The 19,732-nt window shown below is 54.9% G+C and carries 16 protein-coding genes and 1 pseudogene; 6 read left to right on the top strand and 11 right to left on the bottom strand.

Annotation, left to right across the window (positions count from 1 at the left end):
• Positions 1-61: 61 nt before the first annotated feature.
• The 3 genes from ACZOF8_RS08975 to ACZOF8_RS08985 all read left to right on the top strand — a co-directional run bounded on the left by ACZOF8_RS08975 (position 62) and on the right by ACZOF8_RS08985 (position 3,581).
• Positions 62-982, top strand: coding sequence for a LysR family transcriptional regulator (locus ACZOF8_RS08975; protein ID WP_022488237.1), 921 nt, complete (start codon positions 62-64; stop codon positions 980-982).
• A gap of 396 nt (positions 983-1,378) precedes the next feature.
• On the top strand, positions 1,379-2,716 hold the full coding sequence (locus tag ACZOF8_RS08980; RefSeq protein WP_419144613.1) for an ATP-binding protein: 1,338 nt from the start codon (positions 1,379-1,381) through the stop codon (positions 2,714-2,716).
• A gap of 310 nt (positions 2,717-3,026) precedes the next feature.
• Positions 3,027-3,581 carry a cupin domain-containing protein gene (locus tag ACZOF8_RS08985; protein ID WP_022488239.1) on the top strand — a complete coding sequence of 185 codons (555 nt, stop codon included), beginning with the start codon at positions 3,027-3,029 and terminating at the stop codon, positions 3,579-3,581.
• Between the two features lie 37 nt (positions 3,582-3,618).
• Here the strand turns inward: ACZOF8_RS08985 and ACZOF8_RS08990 are convergent, their stop codons facing one another.
• Positions 3,619-4,956, bottom strand: coding sequence for a GntP family permease (locus ACZOF8_RS08990; protein WP_022488240.1), 1,338 nt, complete (start codon positions 4,954-4,956; stop codon positions 3,619-3,621).
• Positions 4,957-4,990: 34 nt separating this feature from the next.
• On the bottom strand, positions 4,991-6,331 hold the full coding sequence (gene dsdA / locus ACZOF8_RS08995; RefSeq protein WP_487426802.1) for a D-serine ammonia-lyase: 1,341 nt from the start codon (positions 6,329-6,331) through the stop codon (positions 4,991-4,993).
• 676 nt (positions 6,332-7,007) lie between these two features.
• On the opposite strand from dsdA, the gene ACZOF8_RS09000 reads away from it, so the two are divergent.
• Positions 7,008-7,187 (top strand): hypothetical protein, encoded by a 180-nt coding sequence (locus tag ACZOF8_RS09000; RefSeq protein ID WP_022488242.1) that lies wholly within the window; start codon positions 7,008-7,010, stop codon positions 7,185-7,187.
• Positions 7,188-7,292: 105 nt separating this feature from the next.
• Here ACZOF8_RS09000 and ACZOF8_RS09005 read toward each other — a convergent pair whose 3' ends face one another.
• From ACZOF8_RS09005 to ACZOF8_RS09020, 4 genes and pseudogenes are all read right to left on the bottom strand, one after another.
• Positions 7,293-8,435 carry a metallo-dependent hydrolase gene (locus ACZOF8_RS09005; RefSeq protein ID WP_302157757.1) on the bottom strand — a complete coding sequence of 381 codons (1,143 nt, stop codon included), beginning with the start codon at positions 8,433-8,435 and terminating at the stop codon, positions 7,293-7,295.
• A 56-nt stretch (positions 8,436-8,491) separates the two neighbouring features.
• Positions 8,492-9,553, bottom strand: a complete 1,062-nt coding sequence (locus tag ACZOF8_RS09010) for a TRAP transporter substrate-binding protein (protein WP_487426805.1) — start codon at positions 9,551-9,553, stop codon at positions 8,492-8,494.
• A pseudogene (locus ACZOF8_RS09015) lies at positions 9,551-10,828 on the bottom strand (TRAP transporter large permease); the annotation flags it as partial. The pseudogene ACZOF8_RS09015 and the gene ACZOF8_RS09010, both read right to left, overlap by 3 nt.
• On the bottom strand, positions 10,825-11,355 hold the full coding sequence (locus ACZOF8_RS09020) for a TRAP transporter small permease (RefSeq protein WP_487426803.1): 531 nt from the start codon (positions 11,353-11,355) through the stop codon (positions 10,825-10,827). The pseudogene ACZOF8_RS09015 and the gene ACZOF8_RS09020, both read right to left, overlap by 4 nt.
• Positions 11,356-11,501: 146 nt before the next feature.
• On the opposite strand from ACZOF8_RS09020, the gene ACZOF8_RS09025 reads away from it, so the two are divergent.
• On the top strand, positions 11,502-12,473 hold the full coding sequence (locus ACZOF8_RS09025) for a LysR family transcriptional regulator (protein ID WP_154488641.1): 972 nt from the start codon (positions 11,502-11,504) through the stop codon (positions 12,471-12,473).
• 45 nt (positions 12,474-12,518) lie between these two features.
• On the opposite strand, the gene ACZOF8_RS09030 is transcribed toward ACZOF8_RS09025, so the two are convergent.
• The 4 genes from ACZOF8_RS09030 to ACZOF8_RS09045 are packed head-to-tail and all read right to left on the bottom strand — an operon-like array spanning position 12,519 to position 17,022.
• Positions 12,519-12,893 (bottom strand): DUF1667 domain-containing protein, encoded by a 375-nt coding sequence (locus tag ACZOF8_RS09030; protein ID WP_154488642.1) that lies wholly within the window; start codon positions 12,891-12,893, stop codon positions 12,519-12,521.
• Positions 12,886-14,136 (bottom strand): NAD(P)/FAD-dependent oxidoreductase, encoded by a 1,251-nt coding sequence (locus tag ACZOF8_RS09035; protein ID WP_154488643.1) that lies wholly within the window; start codon positions 14,134-14,136, stop codon positions 12,886-12,888. The genes ACZOF8_RS09030 and ACZOF8_RS09035 overlap by 8 nt, the downstream gene beginning before the upstream one ends.
• Before the next feature lie 21 nt (positions 14,137-14,157).
• Positions 14,158-15,684 carry an NAD(P)/FAD-dependent oxidoreductase gene (locus ACZOF8_RS09040; protein ID WP_154488644.1) on the bottom strand — a complete coding sequence of 509 codons (1,527 nt, stop codon included), beginning with the start codon at positions 15,682-15,684 and terminating at the stop codon, positions 14,158-14,160.
• A 15-nt stretch (positions 15,685-15,699) separates the two neighbouring features.
• Positions 15,700-17,022 (bottom strand): SLC13 family permease, encoded by a 1,323-nt coding sequence (locus tag ACZOF8_RS09045; RefSeq protein WP_022488249.1) that lies wholly within the window; start codon positions 17,020-17,022, stop codon positions 15,700-15,702.
• A 255-nt stretch (positions 17,023-17,277) separates the two neighbouring features.
• Between ACZOF8_RS09045 and ACZOF8_RS09050 the strand changes: the two genes are divergently transcribed.
• Positions 17,278-18,081: an AraC family transcriptional regulator gene (locus ACZOF8_RS09050; protein WP_288310225.1), complete on the top strand. Its 804-nt coding sequence runs from the start codon at positions 17,278-17,280 to the stop codon at positions 18,079-18,081.
• A gap of 32 nt (positions 18,082-18,113) precedes the next feature.
• Here the strand turns inward: ACZOF8_RS09050 and ACZOF8_RS09055 are convergent, their stop codons facing one another.
• Positions 18,114-19,382: a nickel pincer cofactor-dependent isomerase, group 22 gene (locus ACZOF8_RS09055; protein ID WP_022488251.1), complete on the bottom strand. Its 1,269-nt coding sequence runs from the start codon at positions 19,380-19,382 to the stop codon at positions 18,114-18,116.
• Between the last annotated feature and the right edge of the window lie 350 nt (positions 19,383-19,732).

Consider the following 19,732-nt stretch of genomic DNA (forward strand, 5'->3'; position numbering starts at 1 on the left):
CAGAAGCCGATAAAATACGATATCTTGTATAGGAAATACCGATGGTAAAGGAGAGGATACAATGGATCTTCGGGAACTTCACTACCTGCTTGCCCTGGCGGAAGAAAAGAGCATTTCCCGGGCGGCGGAACGGCTGTTCATGGCCCAGTCCAGCCTGTCCCAGTTTCTCAGCACCACAGAGTCTCATTTAGGATACAAACTGTTCATCCGCACTTCCAGCGGCATCCGGCCCACGGAACCGGGAAAACGGATGATCCGGTTCGCCCAGGATACCCTGGCGGAATTCCACCGGGCCAAGGACGAGATCCAGGATATCGGCAACCTGAAAGGGGGCCATGTGATCCTGGGGATCAGTTCTTTCCGGGGATCCTTCCTGCTGCCGCCCGTACTCCAGGCTTTCCAGCAGAAATATCCGGGGGTACGGGTCCAGATCGTGGAAGAGAATTCCCTGGCCCTGGAACAGCTGCTGCTCACCGGGAAAATCGACCTGGCCCTTCTGGTGATGCCGGAAAAACGCAGCCGGATCCAGGCCCGGTTCCTGATGCATGACGAAATCTGCCTGATCACCCACCCGGACCATCCGGTGATGGAACTGGTCCATCAGGGCCAGGCCGGCCAGCAGCCTTCCCAATTGTCCCAGTACATCAACATCCAGGATGCGGCCCGGTTCGAATTCCTGCTCAGCGGCTACGGCACCATCCTGGGCCGGGAAGCCCGGCGGATCTTCCTCCGCCACGGCATGAACCCCACCTACTACAACGAGAACCTGTCCGCCCTGTTTGCCGCGGCCCTGGCCGCCAACGGTCTGGGACTGGCCTTCACCTACGCCAGCAGCCGCCAGTACTTCCACCGGGCCCAGCTGCTGTCCCTGGGCAAAGACGGTACCTCCATTCCCCTGGGTACCGCCATGGCCCCGGGCCGGTACCATTCCAAAGCCACAAAGGCCCTGGATCAGGTGATCTTTGAAGTGTTGGGGAAGTGAAAAAAAGGGGGGCTGTTGCTCATGCAACAGCCCCATTTTGAATCTATGCCCCCTGGGCGGCCGGGACGGGCTTGCCTGGGGCGAGCCCCTACGCCGTCGCTGTCCAGGAACCGGCCCTTTTTTGCCGTCACAACGGCATCCCCGTCCAATCGGTCGAACAAACAACACTCGACCCCAACGCCGTAGGGCGTGCCGCAGGCCCGCCCGTCCCGGCCTGGGGGTTTTACAAGTTCAGAAGCAGCTGCCCCCGGCAGATGGTCTCCATCGGTGTGAGACTGGAAAGGGGCTCTGCCGCTTTCCACCGTGCACTCCTCCCTATTTTTAATAATTTTGTGATATAATCATCTAAAATACCATGATTTTTGTGATTTTTAGAGAAGAAAGGGCGTGATTTTTGTGAACCGGCTTACCCGGAAAATCGATTCCTTCCTGGTCCAATGGAAGAATTCCCCCCATCACCTTCCTCTCATCATCAAAGGAGCCCGGCAGGTGGGAAAAACGGAAGCCATCGAGCATTTTGCCCGCACCCATTACACCCACCTGGTGGAAATCAACTTTGTCCTCCAGAAAGAATACCGGCACATCTTTGATGACGGATTCGATGTGAACCGGATCCTTCAGAACATCACCTTCCTGGACCCCAGCCTGCAGCTGAAGCCCCATGAAACCCTGATTTTTTTCGACGAACTCCAGGCCTGTCCCAACTGCGCTACCAGTCTCAAGGCCTTCCAGCTGGACGGCCGCTATGATGTGATCTGTTCCGGATCCCTTATGGGCATCAGTTATCAGGAAATCGAATCCAACAGTGTGGGCTACAAGGAAGATATCACCCTGTATCCTTTGGATTTTGAAGAATTTCTCTGGGCCAGAGGCTACACTTCGGAACAGGTGGACCTTTTTTATCAGCATCTGCTGGAAACCCGGCCCCTTTCCAGGCTGGAAATGGACGTGCTGCAAAAAAACTTCCAGGACTATCTGGTGCTGGGAGGCATGCCTGCAGTAGTCTGGCGGTTCATCCAGCAGAACAATTTCAGCGGCACTCTCCAGCTCCAGCAACAGCTGCTCCTGGACTATGAAGAGGACATCACCAAATATGCCGGCGGCCTGGACAAAGGAAAAATCCTGAATGTCTACCGGAAAATCCCTGTATTTCTGGGAAAGGAAAACAAAAAATTCCAGATTTCCAAAGTGGCCCACGGAGCCCGGAACCGGGAATATCTGGGGGTAGTGGACTGGCTGTCCAACGCCGGCATCGTCAATGTCTGCTATTGCCTGGACCATCCGGAACTGCCTTTGAAAGGGAATTACAACCCAGACCAGTACAAGCTGTATTTTGCCGACACCGGTCTCCTGATCGCCTCTCTGGACGAAGAAGCCCAGCTGGATCTGCGCCGGAACCGTAACTTCGGCGTTTACAAAGGCGCTCTCTTTGAAAACATGGCCGCCCAGATGCTGGTCCAGCAGGGCTACGGCCTGTATTACTACAAAAACACCCAAGGCACCCTGGAAATGGACTTTTTCGTCCGGGATGCAGATTCCCTGATCCCCGTGGAGGTGAAAGCCACCGACGGCAGTACCCGCTCCCTGAACCGTCTCCTGGAAGATTCGAGCCATTATCCGGACATCCGGTACGGCATCAAACTCAGCACCGGAAACATCGGCTGGAACGGAAAATTCTACACCATACCTTATTTTCTCGGTTTCCTGCTAAAACGGTGGCTGAGGGAGAAATAAACGGGGGGTGCTGCACGTTCTCTGCAGCACCCCTGTCAGCTGTCAACGGTTTCCTTATGACACCTCTCCCCTGGACGGCATCCCCGTCCAATCGGTCGAACAAACAATGCCCGCCCCCAACGCCGTAGGGGCGGGCCGCAGGCCCGCCCGTCCCGGCCTGGGGGTTTTACAAGTTCAGAAGCATCTGCCCCCGGCAGATGGTCTCCATAGGCATAAGACGTAGGACTCCTGTCCTAAAATTTCCTTCCATTTTCTCTCTCTTTTTATGTTACAATGAAGACAGAAATCAACTGTTGAAGGAGCTGTTATCATGGAAGAGATGGACATTGGAGGGCGGATCCAGGAATACCGCAAAGCTGCCGGGATGAGTCTCCGGGAACTGGCCGCCCATGCGGAAATCTCTCCTTCCATGCTCAGCCAGATTGAAAACAACGCCGTCAACCCCTCCATCAACACCCTGAAGAGCATTGCAGAAGTTCTCCAGATCCCCCTGTACAAATTTTTCAAGCCCCAGGCCCCCACTCCTGCAGACCAGATCGTCCGCCAGGGAGAGCACCGGATCATCGGCCACTGGGGCACGGAAGTCACCTACAAGCTGCTGACCCCGGATACGGACAGTACCATTGAATTCATCCTGATGGAAATCCCCGCCGGCACCGTCACCACCAAAGTTCCCCGGGGCCATCAGGGCGAGGAAACTGCCTATGTGATGGAAGGCCAAGTGGAAATTACCGTGGATGACCAGACCTACCAGCTTTCTGCCGGAGACAGCATACGGATCCTGTCCGGCCACCCTCACAAATGGTCCAACCGGTCCAAAGAACTGGTCCGGGTCATCTTCGCCGTGACTCCTCCTTCTTTTTAAGCACAAAAAAACTGCCGCAGCCGCGGCAGTTTTTTTGTTACAGCAATACCATGCTCAGCAGGAACACGGTGACCAGTGCGGTCATGGACTGGAGCACGCTGATAATGGGAATGGTCTTGTAGGCAATGGACGTATCCATATCGGAAGTAGTGGCCGTTACCCAGAAGAAATCGTCGTTCCCGTGGAATACCATCATGCCCCCGGCAGCACAGGCCAGCATGGCAATCACCCGGCCCATGGGAGAACCGAAGCCCAGCACATCGATCAGAGGAGTGATCATGGTGGCTGCCGTTACCATGGCAATAGTAGCAGAGCCTACGCAGGTCCGGAACAGGAACCCAATCAGGAAAGGTGCCAGGATGCCGATGGAAACCCCGCTCATGCTGGCAGTGAGGATGTCCCGGAGAGGAGAGGCTTTCAGCACTCCGGAGAAGGCCCCGCCGGCCCCTACGATCAGGACAATCTGTCCGGCCGTCTTCATGGCGTCGGCAATGACCCCGTCAAAGCCCCAGGCTTTGGTGTCTTCCGGAAAGATGTTGTGGTAGCCCACAGCGGCAATCAGCAGCCCGATCAGCAAAGCCACCGCCGGAGTCCCTACAATGTTCAGCACCAGGGCCAGGGTACCGGTAAGCTTGCACATGCTGCCTACAGTTTTCAGCAGCATCAGGGCAATGGGCACCAGGATGGGCAGGAAGGACATCATGGCACTGGGCAGATTCTGATGTTCCGGCGTGTCTTCCACACTGGTGGGCAGATAGTAGTATTTGTTCCCGGCATAGAGGGAAGCCAGGTAAGCCACCAGGGTCACGGGAATGGATACCAGAGCCCCGAACAGGATCACCTGTCCCAGGTCGGCGCTGAGGATCCCGGCCACTGCCAGAGGGCCAGGGGTGGGCGGCACGAACATGTGGGTGGCGTGGAGGCCCATGCACAGGGAAATGGCCATGGTGGTCATGGAAATCTTGGTATCCCGGGAGAGCCTTTTGGCAATGGGGCTCAGCAGGACGAAAGCGGAATCACAGAACACCGGGATGGAAACGAAGTACCCGGTAATGGCCAGCCCCAGGGCTGCATGTTTCTTGCCGGTGATCTTCAAAATGGTCTTGGCCATGGTTTCCGCGGCCCCGGATTTTTCCAGCAGGGCCCCGGTCACCGTCCCCAGGGCAATGACCAGGCCGATATCCGCCACCGTTCCTCCCATGCCATCTGCAAAGGCCTTCAGCATAGGCTCCATGCCCATGCCGGACACAATGGCAAAGACAAAGGACGTGGCAATCAAGGCAAAGAACGGGTGAAGCTTCAGTTTAACAGTACAGATCACCAGGGCCAGCACCGCAAGGACCAGCCCGGCAATCACAGGAAATGCACCATTCATGGAAATCCCTCCTTCCCCCTTGGGGGAACAGACCTTATTTTTTCAGATAGGTGTTCAGGTATTCTTTCCGGATTTCTTCCGGTACCAGACGGCCGCCGGTGGCCCAGGCAATCTGGGTGGCGTTGGCCAGTTTGCCTGCATCCAGGACCTGGTCCTTCAGATATTTCCGGGTCCCTTCATACACCGTCAGCCGGCAGGGTCCGATGAAGGCCGCACAGCTGGAAGGTTCGATTTCCACGTCTTCGGTTTTCTTCAGATCCCGGAGAAAATCGAAGAGCCGGTAATCATCCACCGTAAAGTCCCCGGACAGCAGGTTGGTCATGATCCGGGTCACAAATCCGGAGGGGCTGGCACAGGCCAGGCCGTCCGCTTCCGTAATCCCGTCAATGTGGAAGTCGTGGACGTTGGCCTTTTCGAATTCCTGGGTGGCCGTGCCCAGCAGGACGGAAGGACAAAGGGTGGGTTCCGTAAAGAACACATGGACATTGTCCTTGAAGATCCGTTTCAGCCCGTAGGAAACGCCGCCGGGGGCCCCGCCCACACCGGCCGGGATGTAAACAATCAGAGGATGGTCAGCATCCACGGTGATCTTCATATCATCCAGCTGTTTCTTCAGCCGTCTGGCAGCCACAGCATAGCCCAGGAACAGGTTCACGGATTTTTCGTCATCCACGAAATAGCTGGTGGGATCCTGGTCGGACAGCCGGCGGCCTTCCGCCACCGCCTTGGAATAGTCATCGGCATATTCGATGACTTCCACGCCCTTCTGCCGGAGCAGATCTTTTTTCCACTGACGGGCATCCATGGACATGTGGACCTTCACCTTGAAGCCCAGCGCCGCACTCATGATCCCGATGGACAGGCCCAGGTTCCCGGTGGAGCCCACCTGTACCGTATACTGATGGAAGAAATCCTTCATATCCTGATCTGCCAGTTTGGCATAGTTGTCCGTTACCTTCAGTTTGCACGCAGCCAGGGCCAGGTCTTCCGCATGTTTCAGGACTTCATAGATGCCCCCTCTGGCCTTGACGGACCCGGCAATGGCCAGATGGCTGTCCATCTTCAGCAGCAGATGGCCGGGGATGGTGCAGGCAAAGTCCTTTTCCAAGGCCTTCTGCATATCCGGAATGGCTTTCAGGGGAGATTCAATCAGCCCATGGGTCACTGTCGTTTCCGGAAAGCACCGTTCAATGAAAGGCGCGAACCGCTGGAGCCGGTCTGCCGCATCGTCGATCATGGCATCGGACACCACCAGACTGCACACAGCATTGGTCATGTCAAAAGGAAGGTACCGGGGGTTCACCCACACCGTTTCCTTCTTTTCCGAAACTTCCCGGATCACCGGGTCCTGAGCAATGTACTTTTCCGCATCCATCACAAATCCCTCCGTTCAGATTTATTAAACATAATTTCTTTGTTATGTACAGTATAATTAAACACATCCTCCTTGTCAATGGTATTTTTAGAAAATTTCCAGTATTCTTTTTATCTGCGATTTCATAAGGAATACAACAGTTTTAAAGAAAAAAACAGAAGCTCTATAAATTTATGCAGCTTCTGTTTTCCATTATTTTGTTTAGTATAGAATAACAACAGTGTTTTATTGGGATGAACGAAAAAAGGAGGTGCTGCACGTTCTGTGCAGTACCCCCTTTTTGAATATATGCCCCCTGGGCGGCCGGGACGGGCTTGCCTGGGGCAAGCCCCTACGCCGTCGCTGTCCAGGAGCCGGCTAACAACGATTTTCTTACGGAGACTCTCCCTTGGACGGCATCCCCGTCCAATCGGTCGAACAAACAATGCCCGCCCCCAACGCCGTAGGGGCGTGCCAAAGGCCCGCCCGTCCCGGCCTGGGGGTTTTACAAGTTCAGAAGCATCTGCCCCCGGCAGATGGTATCCATCGGTGTGAGGCTGGAAAGCGGCTCTGCCTCCTTTCGTCTCTCGTCCATCACCCATCAAACATGATAAAATAAACAGTAAATAAGAATCGAATTTTCATACGGGAATACCACATCCCCATGACTGTAGAGATGAAAAAGGAGGCGGAGACCATGTGTACATACGGACAATCCATTCTGGAAGAAGGCGAACAAAAGGGCCGCCTGAAAGAACGGGAAGCCAACGTCCTTGGCATGCTGAAGGAAAAAATCCCCATGGAAACCATTTCCCGGATCACCCACTACTCTCTGGATCAGATTCAGAAACTGGGAAAATTACATGGATTGCTTTAGGTAGGAAAGGCCGCCGGATTTTCCGGCGGCCTTTGTCAGCTGTCAGCTGTCAGCGGCCATAGGATGCGAGGATGCGGCCCATCCCAAGAAACAGCCATTTCCTCCTTACCCAAAATCCGCCTGGCAGTATACACACTGGCCCCCTTTAAAGGTCATCTGAGGCACCAGTACCTGATGGCCGGTCATGGTATTGCCGTTGATATCACTGTACTCCACGTCTTTCTTTTTCAGCCGGAACAAAGCCACATCAGCCGGGCTTCCTTCGGCCAGAGTTCCCAGTTCCGGCCGCCCGATCAGCTGAGCCGGCTTCCAGGTGGCACAATCCAGCACCTGTTCCAGGGGCATCCCGAACTCCAGATACTTGGACAAAATCCGGGGCAGGGAATGGAGAGGCTGGAGGAAACAGCTGGAGGCATTGTTGTCTGAACTGATTACATCGGGTACAAATCCCTGTTCCACCGCTTTCCGGGCTACTTCCAGGTCGAAGTTGCTCCGGCCGTTGGATGCATCGAACAGGACCCCTTTTTTCCGGGCTTCCCACAGTCCCGGCAGGACCTTTCCCCGTTCATCCAGGCAGGTGTGCTCTCCCCGGTTCTGGTAAATATGGCAGATCACATCTCCCGGCCGCAGGATTTCCGCCACTTCATCCAGGGGCAGAGGGCAGTCCGTCACATGGACCACCACCCGGGTCCCGGCCTTCTCGGCAATTTCCACGGTCCGTTTGAGAGAACTTCTGGCCATGTTCTCATCCAGGATTCCACGGGAAAGCCTTGTTTTCAGGCCCACCAGGTTGTCCCCATACCTCCGGAAGAAGTCCAGGATCTTTTCCTCCTCGAAATACCGGGGATCCAGGTTCTCCGGATACCGGTCATTGGACTGCCCTCCCGAAGCCACCAGGAGGCAGTTCAGGATCCGCACCGATGACATGGCCATCACGCTGGCCCGGTACAGTTCATAGCCTCCTACGCCGGCAGTCCCCCCGTCTACAGCGGTAGTAATGCCCATACAGAAGGAGGCTGCATCCCCATTGACGCCATTTTCACTGCCCCGAAAAAAGTAATGAGTGTGGTAATCGATAAGACCGGGCGTTACCAGACAATCCCGGGCGTCAATGACCTGTCTGTATCCGGACTCATCCCTCCCTTCTCCGGGATATTCGATTTTCCCATTGACCAAGGCCATATTTTTTCGTATCAGCTGATGGGTTTCCGGATCATACACCCGCCCGTTTTTGATCAAAAAATCCATGTTCCGCACTTCCTTTCAAAAGACCCGGCAGAAATTGTCCTGCCGGGTCACCTGTTTTATTTTTCGCCCTTCCTGGCCTGGTCCACAGCCTGGAGCAGCTGATCCACGATTTCACTGCCCTGGTCTTTTCTCACCATGTCATAGACCACTTTGCCTTTTTCCCGGAGCTGGGCAATCACCTGGGGATCCAGAGTAACGATTTCACAGCCGGCATCAATGCAGGTCTGTTTGTACTGCTGGATGCTCTTGTCCGCCCGCCGGTTCCCATAAGCCGTGGCCGCCGCTGCACATTCATCCACCAGTTTCCGTACGTTGTCCGGCAGAGAATTGTACACGTCCTTGTTCATAAAGAAGGTGATGATATGGCCCACATGGTTGGTTTCCACCACATACTTCTGGACTTCCTGGACGTTGTTACCCACAATGTTCATGTAGGGATTTTCTTCCCCGTCGATGGTGCCCTGCTGGAGGCCCATGAACACTTCCGTGAACTGCATGGGGGTAGCCGCAGCTCCCAAGGCGTTCCAGTAGGCAATATGGTATTTGTTGGTCATCACACGGATTTTCTGGCCCTGGAGGTCTTCCAGTTTCGTCACCTTTTTGTTGGTGGTCAGTTCCCGGAAGCCGGCATCGGAATACCCCAGCATCTGAATGCCCCCAGCGTTGCAGTACTGGTTCATCACCTGGACAAAGGGCCCGTTCAGCACAGTCCGCATCTGCCCCACATTGTCGAACAGGTTGGGCATGTCAAACACCGCATACTGAGGAATGAAATCCACCAGATCCGTAGTCATGCCGGTACCGATTTCGATGGAACCGCTGACCACCGCTTCGGTAAATTCCGTGGTGTTTCCCAACTGGCCGCCAGGATACAGGTCAACGGTGATCTTGCCTCCGGATTTTTCTTTCAGCAGGTGGGCAAATTCCGCTACCATCTGGTAGTTGATGGAAGAATCCGCCACTGTCATAGCTGCCCGCCAGTGGTATTCTCCCGTAATCTCACTGGGATCCAAAGGCTGGATGTTTTTCCCGAATTCATCCGCATCTGCATCCAGTGCGGTACTGATATTGGAGGCCACTTTGGCCTTTTCTTTGGAAAGGGCACTGACCATCCCCATGGAAATGCCAGGGATATTGGTAATCAGCATCAGGGACAGCAGGAAGGTGGCCAGGAAAGGAACCGTGGCCCGTGCCAGCTTCAGCATGGGGATCTTGGTCATCCCGGACGCCACGAACAGGTTGATGCCCATGGGCGGCGTTACCATCCCAATGGCCAGGTTGCAGGTCATGATGATCCCGAAATGGATGGGATCCACACCCAAAGCCGTGGCCACCGGCACCATAATGGGAGTCAGAATCATGATATTGGGAATGTTATCGATGAACATACCGCAGATCAGCATGATGATGTTCATGATCAGCAGCACTACATACTTGTTGTCCGAGATAGCCAGTACTGCCGTGCTGATGGTCTGGGGATACCGGAGCAGGGTGATGACCTTGGCAAAGGCCGCGGCTGCCGCAATCACAAAGAGGATGTTCACATAGGTCTTGGCCCCTTTCATAAACACTTTCCCCAGGTCCTGGAACTGCAGTGTCTTGTAAACAAACAGGCAGATGAACAGGCCGTAGAACACGCTAATCACCGCCGCTTCCGTGGGACTGCAGACCCCGGAATAAATGGTCCCCAGGATGATGACCGGTGTCATCAGGGCAAAGAAGCTTTCCCGGAACAGTTTCCACAATCCCTGTTCATGAAGCTTCCGATAGCTGGCGTTGAGTTTTTCTTTATCCTCTCCGTGCTTTCTGCAGTAGATCCAGCAGTACCCCATCAGGGAGACCCCGATCAGGATCCCCGGGATGATCCCGGCAATGAACAGCTTGGAAGGAGAGCAGTTGGCCGTGGAGGCATAGACGATATAGGAAATGCTGGGAGGAATGATGACCCCCAGTCCCCCGGCCACCGTCACAATGGAGGTGGCAAAGATCTTTTCATATCCCATGGATACCAGAAAAGGAATGGTCATGGCCCCTACAGCAGAAACCGTTGCAGGAGAAGAACCGGAAATGGCTGCATAGAACATGCAGGTAGCCACTACCGCACAGGGGAACCCGGCCGTCTTGTTGCCGATGAAATACCCGAAGAAATTGAACAGCTTCTTGGAAATCCCTCCCTGGGCCATAATCATCCCGGAAACCATGAACATGGGGACAGCCAGCAGGGTGAAACTGTTAAGGCCAGAGAACATAGCCCGGGCTACATCACTGATGCCAAAAGTAAACTGGCCGTTCAGCAGATTGGGAGCCGTGGACAGCAGAGTGAATACCCCGCCTACCGGGAGAGCGATGAAAAGCAATGCTCCCAGCAGTACAAAAAAGAATCCAATGTTCATTCTTCTCCAGCCCCCTTTCCGTTTTGTATATCATTCCCATTATTCCCTTCCAGGGTGGCTTTCCCCTGGAGGACTCTTACCATCAGCTGTGCGTACCGGAAGATTCCCAGCAGGATGCCGAAAGCCATGGCCCGGTAAATATCCGCCACCGGAATGCCCAGAGCCGGGCTGGCCTGATGGATCAGCGCCGCCTTGGCAATCAGTTCCTGGGTTCCTTTGAACAGATAAGCCAACAGCAGGATCATGACACCGTCACACACCAGGCCCAGGATTTTCTGCAGACCTTCCGGCATCATGGTGGTAAAGGTATCCACCTTGATGCTGACCCCGTGGCGCACAGCACAGGGCAGACAGTAGAAAGCCGACAGGGCCAGCAGATAGCAGCAGATTTCATCGGACCAGGTCAGCGCATGATGGAAAGCATACCGCATGATGACATTGGCAAAGGACAGACAACACATCACTGCCAGCATAATGGCCAAAATCACCAGTTCAAGATTCTTGTCGAGCCATTTGACCAGTTTCATTTTCCCTACTCCCCTCTCTGAAGAAAGAATTTTCCGGAATTTTTCATATTTTTATCCTATCATCTTGTTTGTTATCAGTAAACGTGCTAATAATTATAGTTATAAGAAGTATCATTACTATCAAAAATCTGGAAAGGAGCCTTGCCATGGATATCCAGGTCCTTGACTACATCGTGACCATTGCCGACTGCGGCAGCATTTCCAAAGCGGCCCAGAAACTGTTCATCACCCAGTCGGGATTGAACCAGCAGCTGATCAAACTGGAAAACAAATTGGGCGTGAAACTTTTTGAACGGGACAACCATCATCTGGAAATCACCCCTGCCGGTCGGCTCATTGTGGACAGTGCCACGGAAATCCTCCGGATCCGGCGGAATACGCTGACCCAGCTCAGCGATCTCCAGACCAGTATCAGCGGCCTGATTTCCCTGGGCCTGACCCATGAACACGGCATCGATGCTTTTACTGCCATCTATCAGCAGTTCCACCAGCGCTATCCCCACATCAATTTTTCCCTGGTGGAAAAGATTGTGGCAGACCAGTATCACATGCTGAACCACGGATCCCTTGATCTGGGCATCGTCCTGATCAAAAAGCTTCCGGCCCCGCTCCAACGCACCCTGATCCGGGAAGACCTATACCAGGAAGACCTGCTGCTGGGGGTTCCCCTGTCCCATCCCCTGGCTTCCCGGGCGGTTCCCCTCAGCGCCGGAAAGCCTCTCCGGGTCATCGATCTCCGGCTGTTCAAGGATGATTCCTTTGCTCTGATTTTCAAATCTTCCACCATGCGTCAGGACGTCATCGATCCCATGTTCGAAAAAAGCGGCTTTTACCCCCACATCATGCTGGAAACGGCCATGAACAGTGCCCTGGCCACTCTGGTGAGCCGGGGATTCTGCTGCACCATCCTGCCTCATTCCCGGGTACTGGCCAGTAGCCACCGGAATGAATGTGCCTGGTTCCGGATGTTGGAAAATCCCACCTGGTCCGTTTCCGTAGTACGGCGGAAAGACTACCGCCTGGGGGAAGCCACCCGGTATCTGCTGGACCTGGCCCGGCAGTATGGGAAATCCATGGAAGAACAATTTTCCCGGCACAGTCCCGGTTACAACCGGTAAACAAAAAGGGCCCGTCTCCTGTGGACAGGTCCTTTTCTTATGGGGTTATTTCTTTTCCACCGTTTTGGTGGCAATCACATCGGCTCCCAGGCCCAGTACATTGGACAGCAGCACCGTTCCTGCCGCTATGGGAGCCTTCACACGGCATTTCCGGATTTCTTCCATCACGTCAGAGATTTTTTCTTTCGGGATGGCACCCCGGGTCCGTACGCTGACCAAAGGCAGTTCGCCCCCTTCCACCAGCACGGAACTGGCAATGGTCCGTTTGGGCGCCAGCAGTTCCTGCCGGGCATATTCCAGTCCCCGGGGGCACAGATTCCCCGTCACCTTAGCCAGCACCGGTTTTCCTTCCCGGATCTCATAATCCAGTTTGAGCGTGCATCCGTTGGGGCAGACGATGCAGGTCATTTCCTTATTCATCCAGGCTCACCTCGATTTCTCCTTCTGCAGAAAGCCCACTGCAGGGAACCTCCAGTTCGATCATATTGGCCGGCAGTGCGTTGGGAATCTTTTTCCGCACCAGAACCTGCCCGCCCTGTTTCACTGTCAGACAGCCATTCCGCTGAGGCTGCCGCACCCGCAGGGACAGCCGGAAACCCGTCTGTCCACTGACCCGCTGAGGAACCGTATGACCGATATTCTTTCCGCAGCACACCGGGATGACCGCTCCGGGCAGTCCATTTTCCAGATACTGCCGGATTCCCTCCGCCATGCCTTCCGCTTCCAGGGAAACAAAATCCACCAGATCATGGACGTGGAGCACGTTGCCGGCAGAAAACAGTCCGGGAACCGTCGTCTGGCAGAATTCATCCACCAGGGCACCCTGGGTATGGGGATCCAGCACCGCCCCGGCCCCCAGGGTCAGTTCATTTTCCGGGATCAGTCCCACGGAAAGGATCAGGGTATCACAGGGGATTTCTTCTTCCGTCCCGGCAATGGGCCGCAGATGTTCATCCACCTGAGCCACCACTACGCTTTCCAGCCGGTCCCGGCCACGGATATCCGTTACTGTATGGCTCAGATAGAGGGGAATATCATAATCATGGAGGCACTGTTCGATGTTCCGGGGCAAACCGCTGGGAATGGGATTGATTTCATAGACACCCTTCACATGAGCCCCTTCCAGGGTCAGCCGCCGGGCCATGATCAGGCCGATATCCCCGGATCCCAGGATCACCACTTCTTTGCCGGGCATCCGGTTCTGGAGATTGATGTAGGCCTGGGCCACACCGGCCGTAAGGACCCCGGCCGGACGGGTCCCCGGAATGGCCAGGGCTCCCCGGGTCCGTTCCCGGCAGCCCATGGCCAGCACCACGGCTCTGGCCTGGACCGCCACCATGCCCGTTTCATGAGCGGCGTAAACCCGATGCTCCGGAGTGATCTGGATCACCGTGGTATCGGTAATGTAGGGGATTTCCCTGTCCTGTACTTCCCGGATGAACCGGTCCGCATATTCCGGCCCGCTGAGAGTCTCTCCGAACCGGGTCAGCCCAAACCCGTCGTGGATGCACTGTTTCAGGATCCCTCCCAGCTGATGCTCCCGTTCCAGGATCAGGATGTCCCGGACCCCCTGGTCATAGAGCCGGACAGCAGCCGCCAGCCCGGCCGGTCCGCCGCCGATGATCACCACATCCGCCTGCCGGATCTTCTCTTCCTGTTTCATTCCATTGGCTCCTTCCATCCTTCATTCCTCCCCTTTGGTTTCCGGCCGCACTTCTCCGGTGAACAGCCAGCCGCCTTCCCGCTGATACCGGAGATCTTCCGGCGCCGTTCCCAGTTCCTGTTCCAGCAGCTGGGTGATCCGGGTCTGGCAGTAGCCTCCCTGACAGCGGCCCATCATGGACCGTGTCCGGTTCTTGATGCCGGTCAGGGTATGGACCCCCAGAGGATTGTGGATGGCCTGGAGGATTTCTGCCTTGGAAACATTTTCACACCGGCAGAACACCTGTCCATAAGCAGGGTTTTCCCGGATGGCTGCTTCTTTTTCTTCCAGGCTCATTTCAGCAAAGCGGCGGATGGGTTTCCGGATTGGATCGAAATCCTGTTTCCGGGTAACTTTTCCCCCTTCATTTTCCGTTTCTCCCACCAGAATGTCTACTACACGCCGGGCCAGCGGCAGAGCCGCCGTCACCCCAGGAGATTCGATACCCACCAGGCTCACCGTATGGGGAATGGACGGATCCGTCATAATCCGGAAATCCAGGGGTTCCTTGGTTACCGGATCGCAGTTCCGCCAGCGGATACCCACAAAGTTCCGGATAAAGTACTGCCGTTCCATCTTTTTGAACATCTTCCGGCCATCCTGGAACAGCCGGTCCAGGCTCTGCTGCTGGTTGGCATAATCTTCCGGTCCGGTGGTGGTGTACCAGTCCGGTCCCACCAGGATATTCCCATCCACCGTAGGAGTGGCGTGAGTCACGAACCCGCCCCGGTCGTTGGGAGCCGGGTACACCGGTGTCTTCAAAAAGGCTCCTGCTTTTTTGTCCAGCACATAGTATTCTCCTTTGGTCCCGATCTGGGGCACTTCCGGATATCCCATCAGCTGACCGATTCTTACTGCATAGGCACCGGCACTGTTGATGACCCAGCGGCTGCAGACCATCCCCCGGTTGGTGGTAATCTGGTATACTCTGCCCTTTTCCGCCTGGCCCAGCACCTGCTGCTGCCGGGCTCCGTCCAGGGGTTCAATACCGATAACCCGGGAGCCAAAGGAAAACTCCGCCCCGTTTTTGCAGGCATTTTCCCCCAGGGCAATAGTGTATTGCATAGGGTCCAGGATGCCGGAAGCCGGCACGTACATGGCAAAATTTCCTCCTGCATTGGGTTCAATCCGGTGCATTTCTTCCGGATCCACCATCCGGATGCCTTTGACACCATTGGCTTCCCCATTGGCCTTGAACCGGAGGATATTTTCCCGGTCATGGTCCGTAAAGCCCACCACCAGTTTCCCGGTCCGTTTGAAAGGAACCCCCAGTTCCTGGGACACCTGGTCGAATTCCTGGTTCCCTTCCACGGAACATTTGGCCCGGAGGGTTCCCAGTTTGTAAGTAAATCCTGCATGGAGCATCCCCGTATTCCGGCTGGAATTCCCTGTAGCCACGTCCAGTTCCTTTTCCAGTACCAGGATTTTCAGATCATACCGGGACAGTTCCCGGGCAATGGCGCAGCCTACAACCCCTGCACCCACAACAACTGCATCATACAGTTCCATTTTTCATCTCTCCCATCAGAACAGAATACCCTTGGCGGTCAGACATACGGCAATCATGAAGATCAGCCACAGAGGGCCGCCGATTTTCACATAATCACTGAATTTATACCCTGCCGGCAAAATCTGCATGTTCACCGGCGTCCCGATGGGCGTTGCAATGGCCATATTAGACGCAATGGCAATCAGGATGATGAACGGCACCGGACTCAGGCCCATCCGCTGGGCCAGAGGGATATAAATGGGGGCCAGCATGGCGGATACGGCCACATTGGACATGAACAGGGTCAGGAAGCTGCCCAAAACGAACATGACGCAAAGAATCACATTCAGGGAAGCATCCTCTCCGCCAAAGAATGCCAGGGTCTGTTCCGCAATCAGTTTCCCGGCTCCGGTCTTCTCCAGGGCCACCCCCAGGGTGGCGATGAAACCTACCGTCAGCAGTACGTCCCAGCTGATGTTCTTCAGCGTGGTTTTGTAGTCGATGGTCTTCGTCACAAACAGGATGGAGGATCCGATCAGGGCCACATTGGCGATGTTCAGATACTTGTTGAAAGGAGCAAACCCGCACAGGATGAAGCCCAGGATGCACAGCAGCAGGGTGAACACGGAAATCACCTGCTTCCGGGTGGACGCCTGGGGCACATTGTCCAGTTCTTCCGAACTCTGGGCAAACACATTCCCGTCATCGAAATGGGGAGAGCCAGGCTTCAGTGTCTTTTTGGTGATGGTATAGCCAATGGTGGCAAAATACAGGACCATCAGGGCATCCACCATCCACATCACCGAAGTCATGTCAAAGACCCCCATGCCTGCTTCAAAGCCGGGGACCTGCATCAGGAAGCTGTTGGCTGTATTCTGGGAGGTGGACCCTACCAGGGTGGTAGCGCCCCCTACGATACAGGCAATGCCGGCAGGCATGATCACCATCTTGGACCGGATCTTTCCCTTGGACCCGGCTGCCACTGCTGCAATGATGGGCATCCACATGGCGATGCAGCCCGAATCACTCATAAAAGCGGACATCAGAGTGCACACCACAACCACCATGACCGTAAAGACCCGTTCATTCTGGAAGATTTTCATCCGGCTCAGGGTAATCCCGATTTTCTGGGCCACCCCTGTCTGGAACAGGGCATCCCCCACAATGGTCATCCCGGCGATCATATACACCGGAGCCGTCCCGAAGCCGCTGTATATGGCGGACAGCTTCACACTGGGCAGACAGATCCCCATGGCCAGGGCGCACAGCACCGACGTCAGAGCCATGGGAAACACCCGGCCGATGAACAGGATCATCGTCACTACGGCGATGATCAGACAGACTGTAATCTCACTCATTTTTCTGCTCCCTTCTGCATTCTGCAAAATTCCACGAAATCCTTTTGGCACCCCTGCTGGATATCAGCAGGGCCATCTGCCAGTTATCATAGAGTATTCAGAATTTTACCGTCAATTCCTTTAGTCCATCCGGCGAAGATTTGCCAATCGAGCGTAAAATCATGATATGATTCAGCAGCTTTTTCTTTGATTTACAAATCCTTCCATCTGACGTATCATGAAAAAAGAATCCATTACGCTAAAAGGAAGCTCATTATGACACACTGTCTCTATTATGCCTATTGGGGAGACCATAATGTGAATCCCCGTCCCCATCTTCATGACCAGCTGGAAATTTACATCAGTCTGAACAATATCGGTGATTTTTTTCTCCAGGAACAGAAGTATCCTTTGAATGTAGGCAGCCTGTTCCTGATCCACCCCTTTGAAATCCACCACGGTTTCTGCGGTGCCAACGAAACCACCAGCCGGTATGCCATCCGGTTTCCCCTTTCCGTCCTGGAACGGCTGTCCACGGAGGAGACGGATCTGAAATCCCTGTTCCAGGCCGCCCCACAGACCATCCAGCTGACCCACCAGGAACTGGCCCAGATCAGCGGTCTGATGGAGTCTCTGCTTCAGCCTGCTCCGGATGCCTATGGCCAGGACATCCAGCAGAACCTCCTCCTGTTCCATTTTGTCCTGGCCATTGCCCGGATCCTGCAGGCAAGAGGACCTGCCCGGCAGCCCGGTTCCGGAGAATACAACAGCCTGGTCCAGCAGATCCTCCAGTACATCCACAGCCACTACCGGGAAGAGATTTCCTTGGAAGATCTGTCCGCCCACCTGTATGTAAGCAAGTCCCGGCTGTGCAAGGTGTTCCGGGAACATACCGGGTTCACCATCGGCAGCTATCTGACCATGTACCGGCTCCAGATGGCCTGTTCCCTGTTGGAAAAAGGGGGCAAAGTAAAAGAAGTGGGCAAGGCCGTAGGGTTCCAGACCTATACCCACTTCATCCGCACCTTCACCAGCAAACTGGGCCAGTCCCCCAAAAAATTCATCAGGGACCATACGTAAAGGGGGTGTGAAAAAATTCACACCCCCCTTTTCTATTCTTCCAGCATCAATGTTCCGGACCCATCAAAATGCACCTTCTGATACGTTCCGGCCAGTTCTCCCTTATGAGGATCCAGATTTTCCGCCAGCGCTCTGGTGGCCCAGATATGCCGCAGATCCCCGCTGCTGTTGATGATGCACAGTTTCAAATCTTCCGGAGCGATCCGTCCCGCTGCCTTGATGCAGGCTTTGAACACCAGCTCATCCGTATCCATGGTAGGCGGGATCCGGGCCGTAAAGGGCTTCATGCCAGTCAAAGCATTCACCACCGTCATTTTTTCATCCACGGCATCCCGCAGTCGCCGGCTGATGAAATCTCCCATGCCGATGCCGTTCCCGTTGCCTTCCGATTTGGCCGTGAGAGACAGGATTCCCAGTTCCGTTACATCCGGACCCACATTGGGCCGGTTGTTGATGGGCCGGCCCACCACCGCCGGGTCCATCCCTGTACCGGAGATTTCCTTTCCCAGTTTCCGGCAGATCAGCACATCCATATGTGCAAAAGGGATCCGGGGAACCATGGCTTTGGCCCGTTCCAAAATTTTCGGTTCTTCCTCCCTGATTTCTTCTTTTTTCAGCACATACACATCTGCCAGCTGGTCATACCCGTTTTCAATGACGGCAATGCCGCCCACCACTTTGGCATGGTCCAGTGCCGTCAGGCCCACCCGGGCCATGTTGTCATTCAGGTAGTCCGTACCCAGGCTGTGGGTCATGGCGGCCCCCACATGCTTGGCCAGTCCGATGGCCAGCATCTTTACCAGCCCGCTCTGGTACCGGCCATAAATGGAGGTATGGGTCTTCACCCGGTTCAACAGCAGGATACCATCCGCTTCCCAGGCATTTTTATCCAGGTACACCGGCAGGTCCAGTTCCGTCCGGGCGATTTCCACCACTTCCATACTGGAAACGATTGGGGCTCCCACACTTTCTTCCGTAATCCCCAGATTCCGCAGTACTTCCACCTGGCCTTCCGCCGTTGCACCCCCGTGGCTGCCCATGGCCGGCACGATAAAAGGCACGGCACCCATTTCCTTCAGATACCGGACGGCCGCCCGCATCAAAGGCACATAATCCGCAATTCCCCGGCTTCCCCCTGTGATGGCAATCCGCTGTCCCGGGAGAACTGGCAGATTTTTGGCCCGCAGCCGTGCCAACAGAGTTTCCTCCGGATTTTCCAACCGTGTCCGGTCAAAGATGGTCCGGATTTTCACCACCTCCGGGATTTCATATCCCTGCAGCATTTCTTCCAGTGAACTCATGGCAATTCCTCCTCCCTGCCAAATTCCGATTCCACAGCAGGTCCAGTATATCATGGAAGAATTTTCCGAAATTACTGTCACAGGCAAAAATCCTGACAAATCGTGCAGAAGAAAACGGTGAAAGCAGCCAGTCCCCTGATGTGACCCCAAAAAGTTAGACCTTAGTAACGAGATGGTTTTTACTGTCTCGTTACTTTTTTATGCTGCCTGCAAAGGAAGCCTGTATTGAACAGGACTTTTCCAGCCCAGTCACCGGTCATGCGCCGATATCCATAATCTTTATGCTGGCTGCGGATTTCCTGTATTTTGTCCTCTACTTCCTGGTCTGGATTCACGCGGTCAAACCGTTT

The organism is Acidaminococcus sp., from assembly GCF_057597765.1.

Bases quoted from the DNA above. Each gene is read 5' to 3' on its own strand.
- ACZOF8_RS08975 (WP_022488237.1), top strand. From the start codon at position 62: ATGGATCTTCGGGAACTTCACTACCTGCTTGCCCTGGCGGAAGAAAAG.
- ACZOF8_RS08985 (WP_022488239.1), top strand. From the start codon at position 3,027: ATGGAAGAGATGGACATTGGAGGGCGGATCCAGGAATACCGCAAAGCT.
- ACZOF8_RS08990 (WP_022488240.1), bottom strand. From the start codon at position 4,956: ATGAATGGTGCATTTCCTGTGATTGCCGGGCTGGTCCTTGCGGTGCTG.
- dsdA (WP_487426802.1), bottom strand. From the start codon at position 6,331: ATGGATGCGGAAAAGTACATTGCTCAGGACCCGGTGATCCGGGAAGTT.
- ACZOF8_RS09000 (WP_022488242.1), top strand. From the start codon at position 7,008: ATGTGTACATACGGACAATCCATTCTGGAAGAAGGCGAACAAAAGGGC.
- ACZOF8_RS09005 (WP_302157757.1), bottom strand. From the start codon at position 8,435: ATGGATTTTTTGATCAAAAACGGGCGGGTGTATGATCCGGAAACCCAT.
- ACZOF8_RS09010 (WP_487426805.1), bottom strand. From the start codon at position 9,553: ATGGGGATGGTCAGTGCCCTTTCCAAAGAAAAGGCCAAAGTGGCCTCC.
- ACZOF8_RS09020 (WP_487426803.1), bottom strand. From the start codon at position 11,355: ATGAAACTGGTCAAATGGCTCGACAAGAATCTTGAACTGGTGATTTTG.
- ACZOF8_RS09025 (WP_154488641.1), top strand. From the start codon at position 11,502: ATGGATATCCAGGTCCTTGACTACATCGTGACCATTGCCGACTGCGGC.
- ACZOF8_RS09030 (WP_154488642.1), bottom strand. From the start codon at position 12,893: ATGAATAAGGAAATGACCTGCATCGTCTGCCCCAACGGATGCACGCTC.
- ACZOF8_RS09035 (WP_154488643.1), bottom strand. From the start codon at position 14,136: ATGAAACAGGAAGAGAAGATCCGGCAGGCGGATGTGGTGATCATCGGC.
- ACZOF8_RS09040 (WP_154488644.1), bottom strand. From the start codon at position 15,684: ATGGAACTGTATGATGCAGTTGTTGTGGGTGCAGGGGTTGTAGGCTGC.
- ACZOF8_RS09045 (WP_022488249.1), bottom strand. From the start codon at position 17,022: ATGAGTGAGATTACAGTCTGTCTGATCATCGCCGTAGTGACGATGATC.
- ACZOF8_RS09050 (WP_288310225.1), top strand. From the start codon at position 17,278: ATGACACACTGTCTCTATTATGCCTATTGGGGAGACCATAATGTGAAT.
- ACZOF8_RS09055 (WP_022488251.1), bottom strand. From the start codon at position 19,382: ATGAGTTCACTGGAAGAAATGCTGCAGGGATATGAAATCCCGGAGGTG.